Annotated in this window: 26 protein-coding genes and 1 tRNA gene; 10 read left to right on the forward strand and 17 right to left on the reverse strand. The window is 56.9% G+C overall.

The genetic code is table 11. The features are described from left to right. Positions 1-86 precede the first annotated feature (86 nt). The 7 genes from AB3G35_RS17565 to AB3G35_RS17595 all read left to right on the forward strand — a co-directional run bounded on the left by AB3G35_RS17565 (position 87) and on the right by AB3G35_RS17595 (position 4822). Positions 87-422, forward strand: a complete 336-nt coding sequence (locus tag AB3G35_RS17565; RefSeq protein WP_369781872.1) for a hypothetical protein — start codon at positions 87-89, stop codon at positions 420-422. A gap of 791 nt (positions 423-1213) precedes the next feature. Continuing rightward, the gene (locus AB3G35_RS17570; RefSeq protein WP_369781873.1) at positions 1214-1651 is read left to right on the forward strand and encodes a hypothetical protein; all 438 of its coding nucleotides are present in this window, start codon (positions 1214-1216) and stop codon (positions 1649-1651) included. A 163-nt stretch (positions 1652-1814) separates the two neighbouring features. Beyond that, entirely contained in the window at positions 1815-2399 is a 585-nt protein-coding gene (locus AB3G35_RS17575; RefSeq protein WP_369781874.1) for a hypothetical protein, read from the forward strand. Between the two features lie 47 nt (positions 2400-2446). Further along, complete coding sequence (locus AB3G35_RS17580; protein ID WP_369781875.1) at positions 2447-2893, forward strand: hypothetical protein; 447 nt, start codon at positions 2447-2449, stop codon at positions 2891-2893. Then, complete coding sequence (locus AB3G35_RS17585; protein ID WP_369781876.1) at positions 2893-3294, forward strand: hypothetical protein; 402 nt, start codon at positions 2893-2895, stop codon at positions 3292-3294. Before AB3G35_RS17580 ends, AB3G35_RS17585 begins: the two co-directional genes overlap by 1 nt. A gap of 59 nt (positions 3295-3353) precedes the next feature. Next, on the forward strand, positions 3354-3770 hold the full coding sequence (locus AB3G35_RS17590) for a hypothetical protein (RefSeq protein ID WP_369781877.1): 417 nt from the start codon (positions 3354-3356) through the stop codon (positions 3768-3770). Beyond that, the gene (locus AB3G35_RS17595; RefSeq protein ID WP_369782755.1) at positions 3671-4822 is read left to right on the forward strand and encodes a tyrosine-type recombinase/integrase; all 1152 of its coding nucleotides are present in this window, start codon (positions 3671-3673) and stop codon (positions 4820-4822) included. The genes AB3G35_RS17590 and AB3G35_RS17595 overlap by 100 nt, the downstream gene beginning before the upstream one ends. 82 nt (positions 4823-4904) lie before the next feature. Here the strand turns inward: AB3G35_RS17595 and AB3G35_RS17600 are convergent. From AB3G35_RS17600 to thrS, 9 genes are all read right to left on the reverse strand, one after another. Beyond that, positions 4905-4981, reverse strand: a tRNA-Pro gene (locus AB3G35_RS17600). 80 nt (positions 4982-5061) lie between these two features. Continuing rightward, the gene (locus AB3G35_RS17605; protein ID WP_016781403.1) at positions 5062-5418 is read right to left on the reverse strand and encodes a MerR family transcriptional regulator; all 357 of its coding nucleotides are present in this window, start codon (positions 5416-5418) and stop codon (positions 5062-5064) included. After that, a complete protein-coding gene (ihfA, locus tag AB3G35_RS17610) occupies positions 5399-5701 on the reverse strand; it encodes an integration host factor subunit alpha (protein WP_002553164.1) in 303 nt (100 codons plus the stop codon). The genes AB3G35_RS17605 and ihfA overlap by 20 nt, the downstream gene beginning before the upstream one ends. 3 nt (positions 5702-5704) lie before the next feature. Further along, on the reverse strand, positions 5705-8083 hold the full coding sequence (gene pheT, locus AB3G35_RS17615) for a phenylalanine--tRNA ligase subunit beta (protein WP_016781404.1): 2379 nt from the start codon (positions 8081-8083) through the stop codon (positions 5705-5707). A gap of 26 nt (positions 8084-8109) precedes the next feature. After that, the gene (gene pheS, locus AB3G35_RS17620; protein WP_016781405.1) at positions 8110-9126 is read right to left on the reverse strand and encodes a phenylalanine--tRNA ligase subunit alpha; all 1017 of its coding nucleotides are present in this window, start codon (positions 9124-9126) and stop codon (positions 8110-8112) included. A 109-nt stretch (positions 9127-9235) separates the two neighbouring features. Continuing rightward, the gene (gene rplT / locus AB3G35_RS17625; RefSeq protein ID WP_003442184.1) at positions 9236-9592 is read right to left on the reverse strand and encodes a 50S ribosomal protein L20; all 357 of its coding nucleotides are present in this window, start codon (positions 9590-9592) and stop codon (positions 9236-9238) included. 29 nt (positions 9593-9621) lie between these two features. Next, the gene (gene rpmI / locus AB3G35_RS17630; RefSeq protein WP_002553160.1) at positions 9622-9816 is read right to left on the reverse strand and encodes a 50S ribosomal protein L35; all 195 of its coding nucleotides are present in this window, start codon (positions 9814-9816) and stop codon (positions 9622-9624) included. A 60-nt stretch (positions 9817-9876) separates the two neighbouring features. Next, positions 9877-10428 carry a translation initiation factor IF-3 gene (gene infC / locus AB3G35_RS17635; RefSeq protein ID WP_169844844.1) on the reverse strand — a complete coding sequence of 184 codons (552 nt, stop codon included), beginning with the start codon at positions 10426-10428 and terminating at the stop codon, positions 9877-9879. Next, on the reverse strand, positions 10428-12350 hold the full coding sequence (gene thrS, locus AB3G35_RS17640; protein ID WP_016781407.1) for a threonine--tRNA ligase: 1923 nt from the start codon (positions 12348-12350) through the stop codon (positions 10428-10430). The genes infC and thrS overlap by 1 nt, the downstream gene beginning before the upstream one ends. Before the next feature lie 363 nt (positions 12351-12713). Here thrS and AB3G35_RS17645 point away from each other — a divergent pair, with 363 nt between their 5' ends. Continuing rightward, the gene (locus tag AB3G35_RS17645; protein ID WP_016781408.1) at positions 12714-13016 is read left to right on the forward strand and encodes a hypothetical protein; all 303 of its coding nucleotides are present in this window, start codon (positions 12714-12716) and stop codon (positions 13014-13016) included. 292 nt (positions 13017-13308) lie between these two features. Then, positions 13309-13521, forward strand: a complete 213-nt coding sequence (locus tag AB3G35_RS17650) for a cold-shock protein (protein ID WP_003179963.1) — start codon at positions 13309-13311, stop codon at positions 13519-13521. Between the two features lie 60 nt (positions 13522-13581). Here the strand turns inward: AB3G35_RS17650 and AB3G35_RS17655 are convergent, their stop codons facing one another. Together AB3G35_RS17655 and AB3G35_RS17660 are read right to left on the reverse strand one after the other, a co-directional pair. Further along, the gene (locus AB3G35_RS17655; protein WP_016781409.1) at positions 13582-13890 is read right to left on the reverse strand and encodes an I78 family peptidase inhibitor; all 309 of its coding nucleotides are present in this window, start codon (positions 13888-13890) and stop codon (positions 13582-13584) included. Positions 13891-14050: 160 nt separating this feature from the next. Beyond that, positions 14051-14356, reverse strand: a complete 306-nt coding sequence (locus tag AB3G35_RS17660) for a hypothetical protein (protein WP_203304608.1) — start codon at positions 14354-14356, stop codon at positions 14051-14053. Positions 14357-14522: 166 nt separating this feature from the next. On the opposite strand from AB3G35_RS17660, the gene AB3G35_RS17665 reads away from it, so the two are divergent. Beyond that, the gene (locus AB3G35_RS17665; protein ID WP_016781411.1) at positions 14523-14723 is read left to right on the forward strand and encodes a hypothetical protein; all 201 of its coding nucleotides are present in this window, start codon (positions 14523-14525) and stop codon (positions 14721-14723) included. Between the two features lie 17 nt (positions 14724-14740). On the opposite strand, the gene AB3G35_RS17670 is transcribed toward AB3G35_RS17665, so the two are convergent. The 6 genes from AB3G35_RS17670 to AB3G35_RS17695 are packed head-to-tail and all read right to left on the reverse strand — an operon-like array spanning position 14741 to position 20693. After that, positions 14741-15769 carry a nucleoside hydrolase gene (locus AB3G35_RS17670; protein ID WP_369781878.1) on the reverse strand — a complete coding sequence of 343 codons (1029 nt, stop codon included), beginning with the start codon at positions 15767-15769 and terminating at the stop codon, positions 14741-14743. Between the two features lie 23 nt (positions 15770-15792). Further along, entirely contained in the window at positions 15793-16197 is a 405-nt protein-coding gene (rbsD, locus tag AB3G35_RS17675) for a D-ribose pyranase (protein ID WP_086797754.1), read from the reverse strand. Continuing rightward, positions 16194-17114: a ribokinase gene (rbsK, locus tag AB3G35_RS17680; protein WP_016781414.1), complete on the reverse strand. Its 921-nt coding sequence runs from the start codon at positions 17112-17114 to the stop codon at positions 16194-16196. Before rbsK ends, rbsD begins: the two co-directional genes overlap by 4 nt. Positions 17115-17124: 10 nt before the next feature. Continuing rightward, positions 17125-18159, reverse strand: a complete 1035-nt coding sequence (locus AB3G35_RS17685) for a LacI family DNA-binding transcriptional regulator (RefSeq protein WP_369781879.1) — start codon at positions 18157-18159, stop codon at positions 17125-17127. Between the two features lie 3 nt (positions 18160-18162). Continuing rightward, positions 18163-19140 (reverse strand): ABC transporter permease, encoded by a 978-nt coding sequence (locus tag AB3G35_RS17690; protein WP_016781416.1) that lies wholly within the window; start codon positions 19138-19140, stop codon positions 18163-18165. After that, positions 19137-20693, reverse strand: a complete 1557-nt coding sequence (locus AB3G35_RS17695) for a sugar ABC transporter ATP-binding protein (protein ID WP_203304609.1) — start codon at positions 20691-20693, stop codon at positions 19137-19139. Before AB3G35_RS17695 ends, AB3G35_RS17690 begins: the two co-directional genes overlap by 4 nt. Positions 20694-20727 lie beyond the last annotated feature (34 nt).

Here is a 20727-nt window from a genome sequence, read left to right on the forward strand (position 1 = left end):
AGTTCTGCTCCATGCCGGTCACCCGTAATACCTCATATCAAAGAATCACGCCAGCCGGTGAGCCCGGTTACTGGCTGGAGATAATCATGAATGTATTGTTCTGCAGTTATGGGAACGACTCCATCGCCCTAATCCAGTGGGCGCATGAACGAAACTTGAAGGATGTCGTCTGCCTCTACTCCGACACTGGCTGGTCGGCAAGCTGGTGGTCAGAGCGTGTGGTCCAAGGCGAGAAACTTGCCCAGGCCTACGGCTTTGTCACGGAGCGCACCAAGTCGGAAGGTATGCTCGCTCTGGTCAAAAGGAAATGTGGTTGGCCGGGGGCTGGTGGACAAGGTCAATTCTGTACCGCCGAGCTGAAGGTGATACCAGCATTGAAGTGGCTGGAATTAATGACCCTGAGCAGGAAGCCGCCGCACTGACCGGCGTGCGTCGAAGCGAGAGCAAGCACCGTTCCAACGCTCCGGAGCATGTAACAAATTCGGAGAGACACGGGGGCCGTGAACTTTGGCAGCCTCTGGTAAGGCACACGGACGAAATGCGCGATGCGTTGATACGCAGGGCTGGCTTTAAAGTCATGCCGCACCGCTCCCTTGAATGTTACCCGTGCATCAATGCGAATATCGACGACATCCGACTGCTTTCCGAGGATCGGATACGGCTGATCGACATCACCGAGAGAGATCTTGGCTTCACCCAGAAGGGAAAGCCCCGCGTGATGTTCCGCACAGCACGCCGCAAAGGTGCTATCGGAATCCGGGCTGTCGTGCAATGGGCGGCAGCGCCCAGGCCGCGAGATCAAATGGAGATGTTTCCCTCACAGTGTGATTCAGGTTACTGCGGAGGATAAAGAGGGTAAACCCCAGGAAGCGGCTCTGCCCCTGGGTCAACCATTACAGCAAGATCAGTGCGAGCTTAAGCAGCACGATCAAAACTGGCAGGTCTAGCCTGATAGTGATCTTGATTTGCATAAAGAACCTCCTGTACCGAGTCCAAAGTGCGAGTGATGCAATGGGATTACCACTGCACACCCCCGTCGCCAGACGTGCCTAGGCTTGCTGGCGGCCCGCCATGTGGATGCGCCCCACAAAGCTGACTTTCGCTCGATCCATTCGGAGCTTCAGGATTCGCGCACTCTACCGCTTGGTCCTGATTCCGTAAAGCCATCATTCCCCCACTCCACCGCCCGGGCATGGCCCGGCAAGGACTCCCCATGCCTACAGAAAACAAAACCATCGGCCAGCTGCGCCTAGACCGGATCATCGCTGCGAACGAATTCATCAGGGTTATTGCTAATTGCGGCCGGCGCTTCTTTCGTAACAGGGGCGCAGGGCACGATGCGTACCTAACCCTCAACGCTCGCCGCAACATCGTCTGGCTGTTTGACGACTACACCGGTGCCCGCATCAACGTTGTAAAGGAAGGTCGCGGGGATGGTTTCTCGCACGGCGGCACCCTCAAGAGCCTGGCCGGATCTATCGGTGCATTCGTACTCATCGGGAAGACGATGCGCTACGGATATTTCCAGCCAACCATGGATAACGGCTTCGAGAATCCTTGGGGCTATGGCGACGATATCTTGATTGTTCGCGATGAAGGCGTTCGCCTTGGACTGATCCGAAAGCCGGACGTCCAGCAGGAGGCGGCATGAGCGCCCTGCGCCGAACAGTCAGGATCAACGGCGGCCCCATGCGGCCGCTGGATCTGCAAACAGTCTGTGACCAATGCAACAGGTCACGCGCCCACGGCAACCACACCACATGCAGCAAGTTGCGCCAGGCCGAAGCGGCTGAGCGGCGTGCACGGGAGAAAATATGAGCAATCAAATCAAGCACCGAAAGCTGGGCACTGAGCCGCTCGTGGGCCTGTACTACGTCTCCGAGTGCATCAAGTGCGGCTGGATTGGCAGTTCGGGCGAGCTAACAGAAGACGACGCTCAATGCCTTCAGGCAGTTGGCGATGATCATTGCTGGGGTGACACCGATGAAATTGGCGCTGATCGCCTGCTGGAACTGATGCAGTCGGGAGCATTCGATAAGCCAGCCACCCTGCTCAAGAGCGAGCCGGTTGCGGTGCTGTATGCCGACGGGGCAGTTCTTACCAAGGCAGAATGCGGCAACTGCTTTGAAATTTGTTGCAAGGTAGAAACTCCACTTTACGCCGAACAACACGCACCAGTAGCAGTGGTGCTGCCATTCGCCGAAAAGGTAATCAGCAAACTGCGCCGGTTTGAAGAGTGCGCAAGCGACAATCAAGACGTTGATATTGGTCGCCATTGGTTTGACGTTCTGACACAGCTAGGGCTTTTGAATCGCGTGCAGCGCAGCCCGGCATATTGGGAAATGACTCAGCAAGGCGAAGATGCTTTAGAGGTAGCCCGTCTCAACACCCCGAAGTAACCCTCCCCCAATTCAAAGTCAGCCGCTACAGCGGCAAGGACGAAGTCATGCCTGAAGAAAAGAAGAAAGCCTGGCCGGACCACTTCCGCTACATAGACACCATTGGCCCTGATGGGCTTGAGGTGCACTGCATCACGTACCAGGTGATCGGCGAAACAGCGCAATGCTTCTACATCGGCGACAAACACACTTGCGATCTGGCCACCGGCCCGCAATACACCTGGACCGCCGAGACGGTAAAGAAGCGCCGTAAGCGCGTCCTGAAAGAAGGCGGAAACTGGGGCAGGCGTTTTGCCTACACCGACAAGGCGCTGGCATTGCGCTCGTACAAGGCGCGCAAGTCCTGGCAGATGCGTCATGCACAGCTCTCGATGGAGCGCGCCAAGGCAGCTATTGAGTATTTCGGCAACCTTGAAGTCGAAAGCACGGTGCCGGCCGAGGCCGTTACCATTCCGAACGAATACATTCAGGGCTTGGGCTGGGGTGACTACTGATGAGCAAGCAAGCCATGAAAGATGTTCTTGATGAGATGACAAAGGATGACCTGGTGGCCTGGATCAGGAGCCAGCATTTCTACCAGCCCAAACTAAGCGATGTTCTGTACATCCGCTGGCAAAGGCAATCGGCCGAAGTGCTTGAGGAAATGCAGAAAGAAAGTCGGGCGTTCGATGCGGTGGACTTCAAGGAGCGCGATCGGCTGGCCGCCAGGTTCAATGAATCGAAAGACCCTGAAGAGAAATTGCGGCTTCTTGAGCTGATGCAGCCCTATGGCAAGGCAGTGCAAGATCACATTAAACGATCTCAGGCCCTCGACCGGAAAGGCAAAAGGGTCGATGCCCTCTATGAGCAGATCGATGTAGAACGCCAGAAAGAAAGCCGACGCCGTTCTGCATAACCCTCACCGCCCGTAACCCGCCCTATGCCGCCCAGCGCGGCGGTTTGGAGTATTTCACCATGGCAAACGCAACAGCCGCAAAGGTCGGACAGCACCTGCCGCGCATTCTTCGTGCCGGCGAAGCACCGGGCTATCTCGGGATGTGCCGCGGCGAATTCGACAAAACAGTCAGGCCCCACGTCCGGGAATTCCGCATCGGCACCCAGGGTGTCGGCTTTGACCGGATCGAGCTGGACGAGTGGATAGATGCGTACATCGCAAGCAGGCTGATTGAAAAAGCAGTCAATCAGGACAACAATCGGCCTCGCAGCGAGCGCCAAGGCAAAGATAACGGAGCTACGCCATGGCCCAAAAAGCAATCACCGGCCTCCAGAAAATGCCGAGCGGCATCTGGAAAATCGACAAAAAGTACAGAGGAGAACGAATTCAAGAGAGTACTGGCACTTGTGACCGCCAAGAAGCCGAGCAGTACCTGATCCACTTGCTGGAAAAGCTTCGACAGGAAAAGGTCTACGGTGTCAAAAAGGTCAGGACCTGGCGAGAGGCGGCTACCCGCTTCTTGCTGGAGGTGAAGGATCAGGCGTCAATCCATATATCTGCAACCTATATGGCTCAGCTTGATCCGTTCATTGGGGACATGCCGATCACGCACATCGATGACGACTCCCTGGCACCGTACATTCATTCCAAACTGCACCCTGCCGAGGGCAAGCCTGTAACGAATCGCACGGTCAATATTGCCCTTCAACGGGCAATCAGGGTTCTCAATCTATGTGCGCGCAAGTGGCGTGATGATGAGCGCAGACCATGGCTTGATGTTGTGCCGATGATCTCGCTCCTGGATGAGAAGACGAACTGCCGCAAGCCCTACCCACTTTCTTGGGAAGAGCAGTCGATCTTGTTCGCAGAACTGCCGCCACACCTGCAGACCATGGCCATGTTCAAGGTCAATACGGGGTGTCGGGAGCAGGAGGTTTGCAAGCTTCAGTGGGATTGGGAAATCGCGGTACCGGAACTGGATACCACGGTTTTTTTGATTCCGGCCGGGTTCGGCGGACGAAGTGCACGATCTGGCGTAAAGAACCGGGACGAGCGCCTGGTGATTCTCAACACGGTGGCCAAGTCGGTCATTGAGAAGCAGCGAGGCCAGCACAAGCTGTACGTCTTCCCTTTCGGCAAGCCAGACGGCGATGGGGACGAAACAATGGTTCACCGCATGAATGACTCAGCCTGGAAGAAGGCTAGGGTCAGGGCGGCGAAGAAATGGCAGGAGAAGTATTTGCGGCCGGCACATGATGGTTTCGCCCGGATCCGCATTCACGACCTGAAGCACACCTTTGGCAGAAGGCTGCGTGCAGCAGGCGTGACTGAGGAGGATCGCAAAGCATTGCTCGGCCATAAGAACGGCAGCATCACCAGTCACTACTCAGCGGCAGAGCTGGACCAACTGATTGAGGCTGCAAACAAGGTATCAGTAACCGACTCACGCGCACCAGCGCTGACGATCCTGAAGAGGAGGCAGGGATAGCAGGAAACCCAAGGTCACTCGAAAAGTCACTAGGGTAGAAATGAAAAAGCCACCCAAAAGGTGGCTAAGTCATTGAATAATATGGTCGGGACGGAGTGATTCGAACACTCGACCCCTAGCACCCCATGCTAGTGCGCTACCGGACTGCGCTACGCCCCGACTAGGCGTTACAACTTGCTAGAACGTCGAGAAATATACCTTAAGCTTTTGAAATACGAAAGTATTTTAAAACGCTTTGGTTATTTTTTCAGGACCTGCAAAACATCTTCAAGCTCGCTAATCGTTTGCCGAATTAACTGCTTGTACTGCGTGGTGTCATCTTTGGCTTCATCACCAGAAAGCCGCAAGCGCGCCCCTCCAATGGTGAACCCTTGATCATAAAGCAACGCTCGAATCTGCCGGATCATCAGCACATCCTGGCGCTGATAATACCGGCGGTTTCCGCGACGTTTTACGGGGTTGAGCTGAGGAAATTCTTGCTCCCAGTAGCGCAGCACGTGCGGTTTTACACCGCACAGCTCGCTAACTTCGCCGATGGCGAAGTAGCGTTTGCCCGGGATCGGCGGGAGCTCGTCGTTATGACTTGGTTCCAGCATAAGCCTCTACTCGGGCCTTCAACTTCTGCCCTGGACGAAAAGTGACTACACGGCGAGCCGTGATCGGGATTTCTTCTCCCGTTTTCGGATTGCGGCCTGGCCGCTGTCGCTTGTCACGCAGATCAAAATTGCCAAAACCCGACAATTTAACCTGCTCGTTGTCTTCAAGAGCGTGCCTGATTTCTTCAAAAAACAGCTCGACCAATTCTTTGGCCTCACGTTTGTTCAGGCCCAACTCTTCATAAAGACGTTCCGCCATCTCAGCTTTTGTCAGAGCCCCCATACGTCACTTCCTTAACGTGGCGTTCAACCTTTGTTCAAGCGAGGTGAGGATATTTTGCGTTGTGGCGTTCACCTCATCGTCATTAAGAGTGCGCGATGGATGCTGCCAGGTCAAGCCAACCGCAAGGCTTTTTCTATGCGGATCAATGCCTTTACCCTGGTAAACATCAAATAACCTTAGGTCTGTCAGCCATTCGCCTGCATTTTCACGAATTACATCCAGTACAGCACTGGCTGCTACGTCACGATCAGCCAACAACGCCAGGTCACGACGCACTTCAGGAAAGCGCGATAACTCATGGAATTTCGGCATTTTACCTGCCGCGACTTCTGCCAGAACCAGTTCAAAAACAAACACTGGACGGTCAAGACCAAGGTTTTTGGACAGCTCAGGGTGGATGGCACCGACATAGCCAACTTCGCGACCGTCACGCTCGATACGTGCAGTCTGACCCGGATGCAGGGCAGGATGTTTGCCCGGCACAAAGGTGAATGCATCCAGTGCACCAGCAAAACCCAGCACCGCTTCAACATCAGCCTTGACGTCAAAGAAGTCGACAACATCGCGACCTTGTGCCCAACCTTCAGGTAAACGGCTGCCACACACCACACCAGCCAACATCGGCTCTTGCTTCAGGCCTTCCAGTTGACCAACAAAACGCAGGCCGCTTTCAAACAGGCGGACGCGATCTTGCTGACGGTTCAGGTTGTGCTGCAATGACTTGACCAGGCCTGGCCACAACGAGGCACGCATGGCAGCCATGTCGTTGGAGATAGGATTGGCCAGCAGCAGCGGTTCAACACCCGGACTGAACAGTTCGAACTGTTTCGGGTCGATAAAGCTGTAGGTGATCGCTTCCTGATAACCACGCGCTACCAGCAGACGACGCAGTTCCGGCAGGTCACTGCGCGCTTCGGCCTTGGCTTGCGGTGCCAGTCGGGCCTGCGGATAACGAACCGGCAAGCGGTTGTAGCCGTAAAGGCGCGCCAGCTCTTCGATCAAATCAACTTCCAGGCTGATATCGAAACGATGGCTAGGCACTTCTACACGCCACTGCCCTTCACCTTCAGCGGTAATGGTCAGGCCCAGGGCACTGAGCAGGCGCTCAATTTCCGCCGAGTCCATTTCCATGCCCAGCATCTGGCTGATACGCGCAGCACGCAGGGTGATTGGCGCAATCGATGGCAGGTACTGCTCGTTTACAGTTTCGATGATCGGGCCAGCTTCGCCGCCAGTGATGTCCAGCAGCAGGCCAGTGGCGCGCTCCATGGCTTCACGCGCCAGCTTCCAGTCCACGCCACGCTCATAGCGGTGCGAAGCGTCGGTGTGCAGGCCGTAGGAGCGGGCCTTGCCAGCTACAGCGATCTGATCAAAGAAAGCGCTTTCAAGGAATACGTCGCGGGTCTTGTCGGTCACACCGCTGTGCTCGCCACCCATTACGCCGGCAATAGCCAGGGCACGGGTATGGTCGGCAATAACCAGCGTGTCGCTGCGCAGGGTGACTTCCTGGCCGTCGAGCAGTACCAGCTTCTCGCCTTCTTCGGCCATGCGCACACGAATGCCGCCATTGATCTCGGCAAGGTCGAACGCGTGCAGCGGCTGACCCAGTTCCAGCATGACATAGTTGGTAATGTCGACAGCGGCATCGATGCTGCGCACGTCAGCGCGACGCAGGCGCTCAACCATCCACAGCGGCGTTGGCCGGGACAGGTCGACATTGCGGATCACACGGCCCAGGTAGCGCGGGCAAGCAGCAGGTGCCAGCACTTCAACCGGACGCACTTCCTCGTGTACCGCAGCAACTGGCGCAACCACCGGGCGAGTGACCGGGGCGTTGTACAGAGCGCCCACTTCACGGGCCAGACCTGCCAGCGACAGGCAGTCGCCACGGTTCGGCGTGAGGTCGACTTCGATGCTGGCGTCTTCAAGACCCAGGTACACACGAATGTCTTCGCCCACCGGCGCATCAGCCGGCAACTCCATCAGGCCGTCATTGCCCTCGCCCACTTGCAGCTCTGCTTGCGAGCACAGCATGCCGTTGGACTCGACGCCACGCAGCTTGGCCTTCTTGATCTTGAAGTCGCCCGGCAGTTCAGCACCGATCATGGCGAACGGAATTTTCAAGCCAGGGCGCACGTTGGGCGCGCCGCACACTACCTGAAACGTCTCGGCACCATTGCTGACCTGGCAAACGCGCAGCTTGTCGGCATCTGGGTGCTGCTCGGTGCTCAGCACCTCGCCCACCACCACACCACTGAATACACCGGCGGCCGGCGTAACGCTGTCGACCTCAAGACCGGCCATCGACAGACGAGCAACCAGCTCGTCGCGACCTACCTGCGGGTTTACCCAACCACGCAGCCATTGTTCACTGAATTTCATCCTGCTCTCCTAAGAATTCGTTACGACTAGCGAAATTGCGCGAGGAACCGCAAGTCGTTGTCGAAGAACAGACGCAAGTCGTTCACGCCGTAACGCAGCATGGCCAGACGCTCAACGCCCATGCCGAAGGCAAAGCCCGAGAACTCTTCCGGATCGATCCCGGACATGCGCAGCACGTTCGGATGAACCATGCCGCAGCCCATGACTTCCAGCCAGCCAGTCTGCTTGCAGACACGGCAGCCTTTACCGCTGCACATCACACATTCCATATCCACTTCAGCGGAAGGCTCGGTGAACGGGAAGTAGGATGGACGGAAACGCACGGCCAGTTCTTTTTCGAAGAACACCCGCAGGAACTCTTCGATGGTCCCTTTCAGGTCCGCGAAGTTGATATCGCGATCGACCAGCAGGCCTTCAACCTGGTGGAACATCGGCGAATGGGTGATATCGGAGTCGCTACGATACACACGGCCCGGGCAGACGATGCGGATCGGCGGCTTTTTGGATTCCATGGTGCGGACCTGTACCGGCGAGGTATGGGTGCGCAACAACATGTTGGCATTGAAATAGAAGGTGTCATGCATCGACCGGGCCGGGTGATGGCCTGGGATGTTGAGCGCCTCGAAGTTGTGATAGTCGTCTTCAACCTCAGGGCCTTCGGCAATGCCGTAGCCAATGTGGGTAAAGAACTGTTCGATACGTTCCAGAGTCCGGGTTACCGGATGCAGACCGCCAGAGGTCTGGCCACGGCCAGGCAGGGTCACATCAATGGACTCGGCAGACAGTTTGGCGGCCAGTTCGGCCTCTTCAAACAACGCCTTGCGCGCATTGAGAACCTCTGTGACACGCTCCTTGGCAACGTTGATCAGCGCACCGACTTGCGGACGCTCTTCTGCCGGCAGATTGCCCAGGGTCTTCATCACCTGAGTCAATTCACCCTTTTTACCAAGGTATTGAACCCGGATTTGCTCCAGGGCATTGATATCTTCAGCGCTTTGCACAGCCTCTAGTGCTTGAGAGACCAGCGCATCCAGGTTTTCCATGTACAGACTCCAGATACAAAATAGGGGAAGAGCTTGAAGGCTCTTCCCCTATTTATGACGTTTAGCACCCGGGCTTGCACAGGCAAGCCCGAGTGACTGTCGGGGGTACTTAAGCCAGAGTGGCTTTAGCTTTCTCGACAATCGCAGCAAACGCCGCTTTTTCGTTCACTGCCAGATCAGACAGAACCTTACGGTCGATCTCGATGGAAGCTTTTTTCAGGCCGGCGATGAAACGGCTGTAAGACAGACCGTTGATACGAGCACCAGCGTTGATACGAGCGATCCACAGAGCGCGGAACTGACGTTTTTTCTGACGACGGTCACGGTAGGCGTATTGGCCTGCCTTGATTACCGCTTGCTTGGCAACACGGAATACGCGTGAGCGTGCGCCGTAGTAGCCTTTAGCCAGTTTCAGAATTTTTTTGTGACGTTTACGGGCGACAACGCCACGCTTTACACGAGCCATGAGTTACTTCCTCTAGTCTTAACCAAAAATTAACGAAGGCGCAGCATGCGCTCGACTTTTGCCACGTCAGACGGATGCAGCAAGCTGCTACCGCGCAGTTGACGCTTACGCTTGGTCGACATTTTGGTCAGGATGTGGCTCTTGAAAGCGTGCTTGTGCTTGATACCGTTAGCAGTTTTCAGAAACCGCTTAGCAGCACCACTTTTAGTCTTCATCTTTGGCATGTTCGGATACTCCGCATTCAGTTGATAAACATAATCAGAAGGCCTGCCGTGCCCTATTGATTACTTCTTCTTTTTCGGGGCGATGACCATGATCAGCTGGCGTCCTTCCATCTTAGGATGCTGTTCGACGGTACCGTATTCCGCAAGGTCAGCTTCAACCCGCTTCAACAGTTCCATACCCAGCTCCTGGTGGGCCATCTCACGGCCGCGGAATCGTAGCGATACCTTGGCCCTGTCCCCATCACTCAGGAAACGTACCAGGTTGCGCAGTTTTACCTGGTAATCCCCTTCCTCCGTCCCTGGACGAAACTTGATTTCTTTAACCTGAATCTGTTTCTGGTTTTTCTTTGCAGCAGCAATCTGCTTCTTCTTTTCGAAGATCGATTTGCCGTAGTCCATCAGCTTGCAAACTGGGGGTACTGCATCAGCGGAAATTTCCACCAAGTCCAGTTTGGCCTCTTCAGCTTTAAGAAGCGCGTCTTCAATTGACACAATCCCAAGCTGCTCGCCTTCAGCCCCAATTAACCGAACCTCGCGTGCCGAGATATTCTCGTTGATCGGGGCTTTCGGTGCAGCTCGTTTATCTTGTCTCATTTCACGCTTAATAATAATTACTCCGAATCATGGCGACCACGCCGGGAAACCGCTTGTGCGAGGAATTCAGCGAATTGCGCGACGGGCATCGAGCCCAGGTCAGCACCTTCACGTGTACGCACAGCGACAGTCTGCATCTCGACTTCCCGATCTCCGATAACCAAGAGATAGGGAACCTTGAGCAAAGTATGCTCGCGGATTTTAAAGCCGATCTTTTCATTTCTCAAGTCAGACTTGGCACGAAATCCGCTCTGATTGAGAGTTTTTTCAACTTCAGCAGCAAAATCTGCCTGTTTGTCAGTGATATTCATGATCACTGCCTGCGTCGGCGCAAGCCATGCAGGGAACGCACCTTCGTAATGCTCGATCAGGATACCGACAAAGCGTTCGAACGATCCAAGGATCGCGCGGTGCAGCATAACCGGGTGCTTGCGGCTGTTGTCTTCGGACACATATTCTGCGCCAAGACGGATCGGCAGGTTGAAATCGAGCTGCAGGGTACCACACTGCCAGACACGACCCAGACAATCTTTCAGAGAAAATTCAATCTTCGGCCCGTAGAAGGCACCTTCACCCGGCTGCAAGTCGTATGGCAGACCCGCGCTATCAAGGGCTGAGGCCAATGCACTTTCGGCACGATCCCACAGTTCATCGGAGCCCACACGCTTTTCAGGACGTGTCGACAGCTTGAGCTCGATGTCCTTGAAGCCGAAGTCGGCATAGACATCCAGGGTCAGCTTGATAAAGGCGGCGGACTCGGCCTGCATCTGCTCTTCCGTACAGAAGATGTGCGCATCGTCCTGGGTAAAGCCGCGCACGCGCATGATGCCGTGCAGGGCACCCGACGGCTCATTGCGGTGGCAGGCACCGAACTCGGCCAGACGCAGCGGCAGCTCACGGTAGCTCTTGAGACCCTGGTTGAACACTTGCACATGGCAAGGGCAGTTCATCGGCTTGATCGCGTAGTCGCGGCTTTCCGACTGGGTAGTGAACATGTTTTCGGCGTAGTTGGCCCAGTGACCGGACTTTTCCCACAGGCTGCGATCGACGACCTGTGGAGTCTTGATCTCCAGGTAGCCATTGTCGCGCTGTACTTTGCGCATGTACTGCTCAAGTACCTGGTACAGGGTCCAGCCGTTCGGGTGCCAGAACACCATGCCCGGCGCTTCTTCCTGGGTATGGAACAGGCCAAGACGCTTGCCGATTTTACGGTGGTCGCGCTTTTCGGCTTCTTCGATACGCAGAACGTAGGCTGCCAGTTGCTTCTTGTCAGCCCAGGCCGTGCCGTAGATACGCTGCAGCTGCTCGTTTTTGGCATCGCCGCGCCAGTAGGCGCCCGACAGCTTGGTCAGCTTGAACGACTTCAGGAAGCGTGTATTGGGCACGTGAGGGCCACGGCACATGTCGACGTATTCTTCATGGAAGTACAAGCCCATGGCCTGCTCATCCGGCATGTCTTCGATCAAGCGCAGCTTGTAGTCTTCACCACGCGCGGCAAACAGCTCGATGACTTCGGCACGCGGCGTCACTTTCTTGATGACGTCGTAGTCTTTTTCGATCAGCTGCTGCATGCGCTGCTCGATAGCGGCCATGTCATCCGGAGTGAACGGACGCTCATAGGCGATATCGTAATAAAAACCTTCGTCAATCACCGGCCCGATGACCATTTTGGCCGTAGGGAACAGTTGCTTCACTGCATGGCCGACCAGGTGGGCGCAAGAGTGACGAATGATTTCCAGCCCCTCTTCATCCTTGGGCGTGATGATTTGCAAGGTGGCGTCATGTTCGATCAGGTCACAGGCATCAACCAGCTTGCCGTTGACCTTGCCGGCCACGGTGGCTTTGGCCAGGCCTGCGCCAATGGACGCGGCAACCTCGGCCACGGATACCGGATGATCGAAAGAACGTTGACTGCCGTCGGGAAGAGTAATAGTTGGCATGGCGCCTCCTCTCCTAGTGGTGACCCCTACCAAAGGTCACGTGGGTTGGGATGAGCCAGTACGCGATTCGGTGGTCTGCCTGCCTCACAGTGGCAGGAGCCTTGCGGCCAACCGGAAACCGAACCAGAGTGACTGGAGTTCAAATAAATAGGGTTGATGGCTCTGGGTTGCAACTGCGCGAGCATGCAAACGCAAAAAAAGCCAAGGGCGGCATGCTAGCACAGATGTACGCTGCCTGTTGCGCACCCTGCCCCGCATCCAAAATAAAGGGTACTTTTTTACAAAGCGGTGAACTTGAGCTGCACTCACCTTTCAGATACTCAGTGATACACACTCGGCTTTCATGCTTACAAGGAGCAACTTATGCGCACGATCCGCTTACTCGCCTTCGCAGCACCCTTGGCACTGCTGTTACCCCTGAGCGCCCAAGCCGATAATTGGCCAGCAGGCGCAAAAAACGACTACATGAAGGACTGCGTAGCGGCGGCAAGCCAAAGTGTCGACGTCAAGACCGCCCAGCAACACTGTGCATGCGGCGCGGAAAAACTGTCCGAAAAGTTCAGCACGGCTGAAATCACCCAACTGATGAGCAAGACTACCCAGCCGAGTGCAGAGTTGCGAACCAAGGCGCTGGACGCAATCCAGGCCTGCCGCGCGAAAAAATAGACCTGACTGCAGAGCGAATTCGGGCCTGATTCAGGGCAAAAATAGCCAGAAACCATTTTTCGCGTAAAAAATATTCATTCGCGAGTGCTTTTTTTCCAAGCCCGTTTAACCCTCAAGCCCCCGGAAACCGGGGGCTTCGAGCATTTCAGGCAGCAGACCGAAGCTAACATCGCAGCAAACTGTGGTTCAGGGGGGGTTCCAAAGCGCACATTTCGACTATGATAGCTCGGTGTGCCCAGTTGGCCTGAGCAGCACAGTACTACTGAAAATATAAGTTTCTTGGAGATACACCATGTCTAATCGCCAAACCGGCACCGTAAAATGGTTCAACGATGAAAAAGGCTTCGGCTTCATCACTCCTCAAGGTGGCGGTGACGACCTGTTCGTACACTTCAAAGCTATCGAAAGCGACGGTTTCAAAAGCCTGAAAGAAGGCCAGACCGTTTCCTTCGTGGCTGAGAAAGGCCAAAAGGGTATGCAAGCTGCACAGGTTCGTCCGGAGTAAATCTCCTTCGAACAAAAAAACCCCGTCCATGTGACGGGGTTTTTTATGCCTGACAGAACGTTAGCCGCAGTTCACGCGGGTAATGACCGCCTGGTCATCCGTGTTCAGGTTCAAACGATCCGAGCGGTACTCGAGCGTCATGACATCGTGGGGCATCAAGACGCGTGCATTCTGCGCACCGGCTTTGATGCGAGCCTGCTCCAGCAGTTCGGCCGATGCTTTCTTGCCGATTACAAAGGCAGCTGCACTGGCATCACAGCGGCTATGCCCTGCCTCGGCAGCGGGCTCACTGCCCGAACCTGACGTACTGCACCCGGACAGCGCTACGACCGCCAACAACGAACCCAATGACACTAGCTTCCAAGACATGAAGCCTCCTTAAGTAAAAAAGTCTGAACCTTTGCGACAGCTTTTTCGCATATAGGTTGCATGCTGCCTGTCAGCACCCTCTGTTTAGCCAACGCGCAGGCAGTTTGCCCGAGCAGGCATGTAGCGTACGCCTCTAATCATTGCCAAATATGTGTAAGAATTAGTACACATCAATGTAGTCAAATGGCGGGTTAGGCCAGTTGTCTTTTAACGCATTGAAAATTTGCATCACCCAGACCTCATCACTGGCCGCAACTTTTCCGACATAACCTGAGCCTGCTGCCCAGGTCTCTAGGCGAAACAGCAGCCCGTCTATATCTGCACCGCCCACCACGCCAGAAGAAATAAAGGCAACACCCGCGCGTGTCACACGCAATTGCGTGTGGCCATCGTCACTGGCCGAAGCCAGCAACTGACGTACCGACGCCAGGGTAAGCCCGTCAGGGGCGTTCAAATCAATTTGCATGGCGCATGCACCTCTGGAAAAAAATGCAAGTGTGGCACGCACCAGCGCGCCGATGGGCAATTTGACACAGCAAATGCCCCATGACGCGATTAACCCGGCTCTGTCGATGGCGTCACAGCGACTTTTTGCTAAAATCGCTCTTTCACGCCCCTCTCATGAGCACCCCATGACAACAGTCAGCATCGACGCAGATATCAAGGCCAAGTGGCATCAAGGACAGTGCTCTTATAGCCCGGGCAGCCCTGAAGAGCTGGCGATCATCGGCATCGACCTTTTGGTCAAAGAGCTTGGCACAGAGGCCGCACGCGCTTTTGTCAGCCAGGTGTTCGAAAAATATCGCCATACGGAACTGGCAAAACTGACCTGAGCCCGGGCACGCGCCACTTATTTCAAGCGGCCTAGGCGCTCCGTCAGCAAGTCAAAAAACCCCTGGGCGTCGCCGTTTTCAACCCAAAAGGCATTTTTTGGCTGATTCAGGGTGTTGTACCAGTCCGCAATGGTCTGGCCAAACGTGGGACCTTCACGGGTATCCACGACCAGATTGACTTCGCGCCCGGAGAACAACCCGGGGTTGAGCAGGTAAGCGATCACACTGGCATCGTGTACAGGCCCGCCCGGCAAGCCGTAGTGAACCATGTCGCCTTTGACGTATTCATTGAGAATATCCCCCACCAGCTTGCCGGCCGTATTGCCCAACGCGGCGATCTGTTTGAGGCGTGCTTCGCTGGTGAGGATCTTGTGGGTGACATCAAGGGGCACATAGGTCAGTTTCACGCCGCTGTGCAAAACCACCTCTGCCGCATGCGGGTCGGCATAGAGGTTGAACTCGGCTACCGGCGTGATATTGCCGCCATTGAAATGGGCCCCGCCCATCACCACGACTTCCTTGATGCCCTTGGTGATATCGGGCGCCTGGATCAAGGCCAGTGCCAGGTTGGTCTGCGGGCCGAGCATGGCAATGGTCACGCTGCCTGGCTTGGCCGTACGCAAGGTATCGATCAGGTAGTTAACCGCATTGGCCGGCTCAAGCCCTTTGGCAGGCTCATGGACCGGCACCCCGGTCACCCCCTCCTGACCATGGATGTTCTCGGCGTAGATCGGCGTGCGCACCAGAGGCTTGGGCGCCCCGGCATACACCGGAACCTCTTCGCGCCCAGCCCACTCTCGGGCCAGGCGAGCATTGCGCGAGGTCTTGTCGAGCCGCACATTGCCCGCCACGGTGGTAATGGCCAGCACATTCAGCTGCTCGGGCGAGGCCAGCGCCAGCAGTAACGCGACGACATCATCTGCACCAGGGTCGGTGTCGATAATCAGATCAATCTTGTCGGCTGCGTGGACGCTCGAAATCGTGATGGCGGACAAAAGCACGACACTCCTGATCAGTGGCTGAAACAAACGGGTAAATACCGGCATAACCAACTCCATGTAGTGTCTGTCTAAAAGATGACGCCTGATATCAAGGCAATATTGCAGTAAGGGTGGCATTCGCCTGTGCGAACAATTGCTTTTGCCTGCAGGCAAAGCTCTTTGAAAGCGTCATGGGACAGAAGGCGCTGCGAGCCCAACGCCCCTTTGCTGGCATGCACCTCAATGGATGACAGCGCCGCGCACGGTGCCAGCAGCAGCTCATGGGCCAGCACATGGTTTTGCACCTGCATCTCGCTGAGCAAGGCCTGCAGGGTACTGGCAAGGTCCGGTACGCCTGGGGTCAGTGCCAGGTCAATCAGCTCGACCCCTTTGGGCACGGGCAACCCGGCATCGGCAATAACAATGATATCGCCATGCCCCAACGAGGCTATCAGCCGCGACAGGGCGATATTGAGCAGCGGAGTTTTTTTCATGGTGTGGCAAGGCCCTGTACTTCATGCAACATGGGAATGGAGGGTTGAGCACCGGCGCGGGTTACCGATAACGCTGCTGCTACCTGGGCAAAGCGAATAGCGTCATCTTCAGCCATCCCCGCCGCCAGCGCGGCTGCAAAGCCTCCGACAAAGGTATCCCCCGCCGCCGTGGCATCGACCGCTTCAACCTTGGGCGCCGCAAAGTGCGCAACCCGCTGCGCACTGACAAACAGCGCACCCTGGGCACCCAGGGTGACAATCACCTTGCGCGCGCCCAACTGGATCAGTTGGCGAGCAGCACGCTCTGCCGACTCAAGACCATCAACCACTACGCCGCTGAGCGCCCAGGCCTCGCTCTCATTGGGGACCAGGTAATCGATCGCGTCGTACCACGCCCCAGGCAGCGGACCACTGACCGGGGCCGGATTGAGAATTACGGTTTTATTCAGTTCGCGCCCGCGACCCAGTACATAACCTACTGTAGGCATCGGCACTTCAAGCTGGCAAACAAGCACCTGCGCGGCTTGCAAAACCTGATCAAATGCCTGGATATCGTCAGGCTCCAGGCAGCCATTGGCACCTGCCACCACCACAATGGTGTTCTGGCCATCAGCCGCGACCGTGATCAGCGCCACGCCGCTTGCACTGCCTGGTACGGTGCGCACTGCCTGGCAATCAATACGGTCGGCCAGCAGCCCGTCGCGCAGCTGTACGCCATAGGCGTCACTGCCAACACAACCGACCATAGCCACAGCCGCACCCAGGCGCGATGCTGCCACCGCCTGATTGGCCCCCTTGCCTCCGTGCACCGTCGTAAAGGACTGCCCGAACACCGTTTCTCCCGGGCGCGGCAACCGCTGCGTACGCGTCACCAGGTCCATGTTCAGGCTGCCAACCACCACTACATTTGCTTGCATGTATCGACACTCATCCGGTGATTGATTGGGGGGATTTGAACGCGGCATCGGCATAAGCCCGAGTGGACTCGCGCAACACAATCTCGGGCTTGATGATTCGTTGCTCCACCGCACGCCCGGGCGATGCGATACGGCGTAACAGCAACTGCGCAGCCATTTCGCCCAATTGCACTATTGACTGCCCGACCGTGGTCAACGACGGATAGACATAGCGGCTCATCTGTACATCATCAAAACCCATCACCGACAACTGCTGCGGCACCCGAATATTGCGTTCTGCTGCTGCCCGCAGCACACCAATGCCCATCATGTCATTGCAGGCAAAAATGGCCGATGGCGGGTTGTGTTGCAAAAGGCCGACAGCGGCCTGATAACCCCCGACACTGCTGAAGTCGCTCTCGATCATCCAGTGCTGCGGCGCCGCCACGCCCGCCTCTGCCAACGCGCGCAGATAACCGGCCCGACGCAGCTGGGCGACGCGGGTGATGGCCGGCCCGCCAATACAGGCAATGGCACGATGGCCCAGTTCCAGCAAATGGCGAGTGGCCAGGTACGCCCCCAGTTCGTGATCGATGCACACCAGGTCGGCCTCCACACCCTCAAGGCTGCGGTCGACGATAACCATCGGCGTGCGCACTCCGACCAGCCCGCTGGCCATGCCCAGATCCCCGCCTGCCGAAGCCACCACCAGCCCGTCGACCCGTTTTTCAAGCAGCACCCGCAGGTAGTTGCGCTGCTTCTCGGGGTCGTCGTCACAGTTGCACAGGATCACGCAGTAGTTGTTGCGCTCACAGTAGTCTTCGATACCACGCGCCAGTTCGGCAAAGTACGGGTTCAGGCTATTGGCCACCAATAGGCCGATCGTGGCCGTGGTCTTGGCCTTGAGCGAACGCGCCACCGCACTGGGCACATAGTCGAGGCGGGCAATGGCCTCCTCAACCTTCAGGCGCACCGGCTCACTTACCGGGCGCGTCTTGTTCAGCACATGGGAAACCGTCGTGTACGAAATGCCTGCCATTGCCGCGACATCTTTAATCGTTGCCATTGCTCAGTTCCGTCGCTGTGCACGTTGACTGCGGTATGTGTCCAATACCACTGCTATCACAATGACAGCACCGGTAATAATACGCTTGGTCGGCTCCGTCGCGCCGATTTGCGCCAGCCCCGCGGCCAGTACCGAGATAATCAGCACGCCAAAGAAGGTGCTGATTACCGAACCACGGCCGCCCATCAGGCTCGTGCCACCAATCACCACCGCCGCGATCACCTGCAACTCCAGGCCAGAGCCGGCATTGGGATCTGCCGCTTCAAGGCGCGAGATCTGGAACAGTGCCGCTACCCCGGCCAGCAAGCCCATCAGGCTGAAGACCAGGATCTTGTAAGGTTTTGGATTAATACCTGCCAGACGCACGGCTTCTTCGTTGGTGCCAATGCCGATCAGATAACGGCCAAACACGGTACGGGTGAGCACTGCCTGGGCAACCACGATAATCAGCAAGGCGATGATAAAGGCGGGGGAAATGCCGAAGGCGATGGGGTTGGCAAGCCAGGCATAAGCGTCACCGATATAGGCCGTGCGCGAACCGGTCATCTGGTAGGCCGCTCCCCGGGCCATCTCCAGCACCCCCAGCGACACGATAAACGACGGGATTTTCCAGGCCACGGTGATCGAACCGGTAAGGGTTCCGGCCAGTGCTGCGCAGCCCATGCCCAGCAGGGCCGCCGGCAGGATGCTCCAGCCCCAGCCCAGAATCGCCACGCTGACGGTAGACGCCGCCAGGGCCAGTACCGAGCCTACCGACAGGTCGATACCGCCGATGATCAGCACAAAGGTCATGCCCACCGACAACACCATCAGGTCCGGAATCTGGTTGGCCAGGGTGCTTAACGTGTCATAGGAGAAAAAGTGATCGCTCAGGCTGGAAAACAGAATGATCATGGCCAGCAAGGCGCCTGCCAGCCCCAGGTAAGTGCCCATGCCATAGTAGTTATGGGTATTTTTTCGCGGCGCGAGAGAGGTTTTCATAGGGCTTCCTGTGGCGCTGCTTCTGCGAGCAGCGCATCTCTTTTTTGATAACCGGCAAAGGCCGCGGCCAGTAACTGTTCCTGGCTCCAGCTGTCACGCTCAAACGTATCGATCAGACGCCCCGCAGACAGCACACCGATGCGGTCACAGATCAACATCAACTCACGCAGGTCGCTGGACACCACCACCAGCGCCTTGCCCTGGCGCGTCAACTCGCCCAGCAGGCGGTAAATATCGAACTTGGCGCCAATGTCGATGCCACGCGTGGGTTCGTCGAACAACAGGACCGAACAGTCGCGCTCCAGCCAGCGCCCAATGACCACCTTCTGCTGGTTGCCACCGGACAGCTGCGACACCACCTGCTCGGGGCCGCTACTGCGGATGCCCATTGCGTCGATCTGGCGCCGGGCCAATGCCGCCTCTTGCTGGCCATCAACCACACCCGCCCTGGATACGCGCTGCATGTTGCCCAGGCCGATATTGGCGCTGATCGACTGGCTCAACAGCAAACCTTCGCCCTTGCGATCCTCGGTAATCAGGGCAATGCCCTGTTTCACGGCATCGGCGGGCGAGCGGATGCTGACCACCTGCAGCGGTGAGCCCAGGGCAACCGTGCCGCTGTCGGGCAAGTCGGCGCCGTAGATCAAGCGCAAAAGCTCCGTCCGCCCTGCGCCGATCAAACCTGAGATACCGAATATTTCGCCTTTTCTGACCTCAAACGAGACCTTGCGCACCTTGTCAGTACGGCTCAGCGCAGTGACCTTGAGCGCCGGTTCACCCAGGCTGCGCGGCCCCAGGTCCAACTGGTCGCCCAGCTCGCGCCCCACCATCAGGTTGACCAGTTGCTCGCTGCTGTAATCGGCAATTGGCTCGACACACACCAGGCAACCGTCGCGCAACACGGCAATGCGCTGGGCCACACGGGCCAACTCTTCAAGCCGGTGGGAGATATAAACGATCGCCACGCCCCGGGCTTGCAGCCGTTCGATTTGCACAAAGAGCATCTCGACTTCACGCGCCGTGAGCATCGCCGTGGGCTCATCGAGAATCAGCACATGGCAGTCGCCAATCAGGTTGCGGGCGATCTCGACCATTTGCTGATGGCCAATGCCCAGCTCACCGACCAGGGTGTCGGGGTCTATCGCCTCCAGGCCAACCTGGGCCATAGCCTCGATCGCCGCCTTGCGCAATTGCTTGCGGCTGATCCAGCCCAGGCGCCCGGGCAGATTATCCAGAAACAGGTTTTCCGCCACGGTCAGGGTGGGCAGCAGGTTCAACTCCTGCATGACCATGCGCACCCCCAGCTTCTCGGCGTGCGAGCGGCTGCCGGGCGCATAGGCCTGGCCATTGAAATGCATGTGCCCCAGGGTCGGCATTTCAAGGCCGCCGATGATCTTCGACAGGGTGCTTTTACCGGCGCCATTCTCCCCCGTCAGGGCCAGCACTTCGCCGCGATACAGCGACAAGTCGATACCTGCCAGTACCGGCTGTTGTGTATAGGTTTTACCAATCCCGCCGACCGTGAGGACCACGCTGGCATCAGGTGCAGACATGACATTTCTCCGGGCACCTGCCGATTGGGCAGGT

This window comes from Pseudomonas sp. WC2401 (assembly GCF_041200115.1).
GTDB classification, from domain to species: Bacteria; Pseudomonadota; Gammaproteobacteria; order Pseudomonadales; family Pseudomonadaceae; genus Aquipseudomonas; species Aquipseudomonas fragi.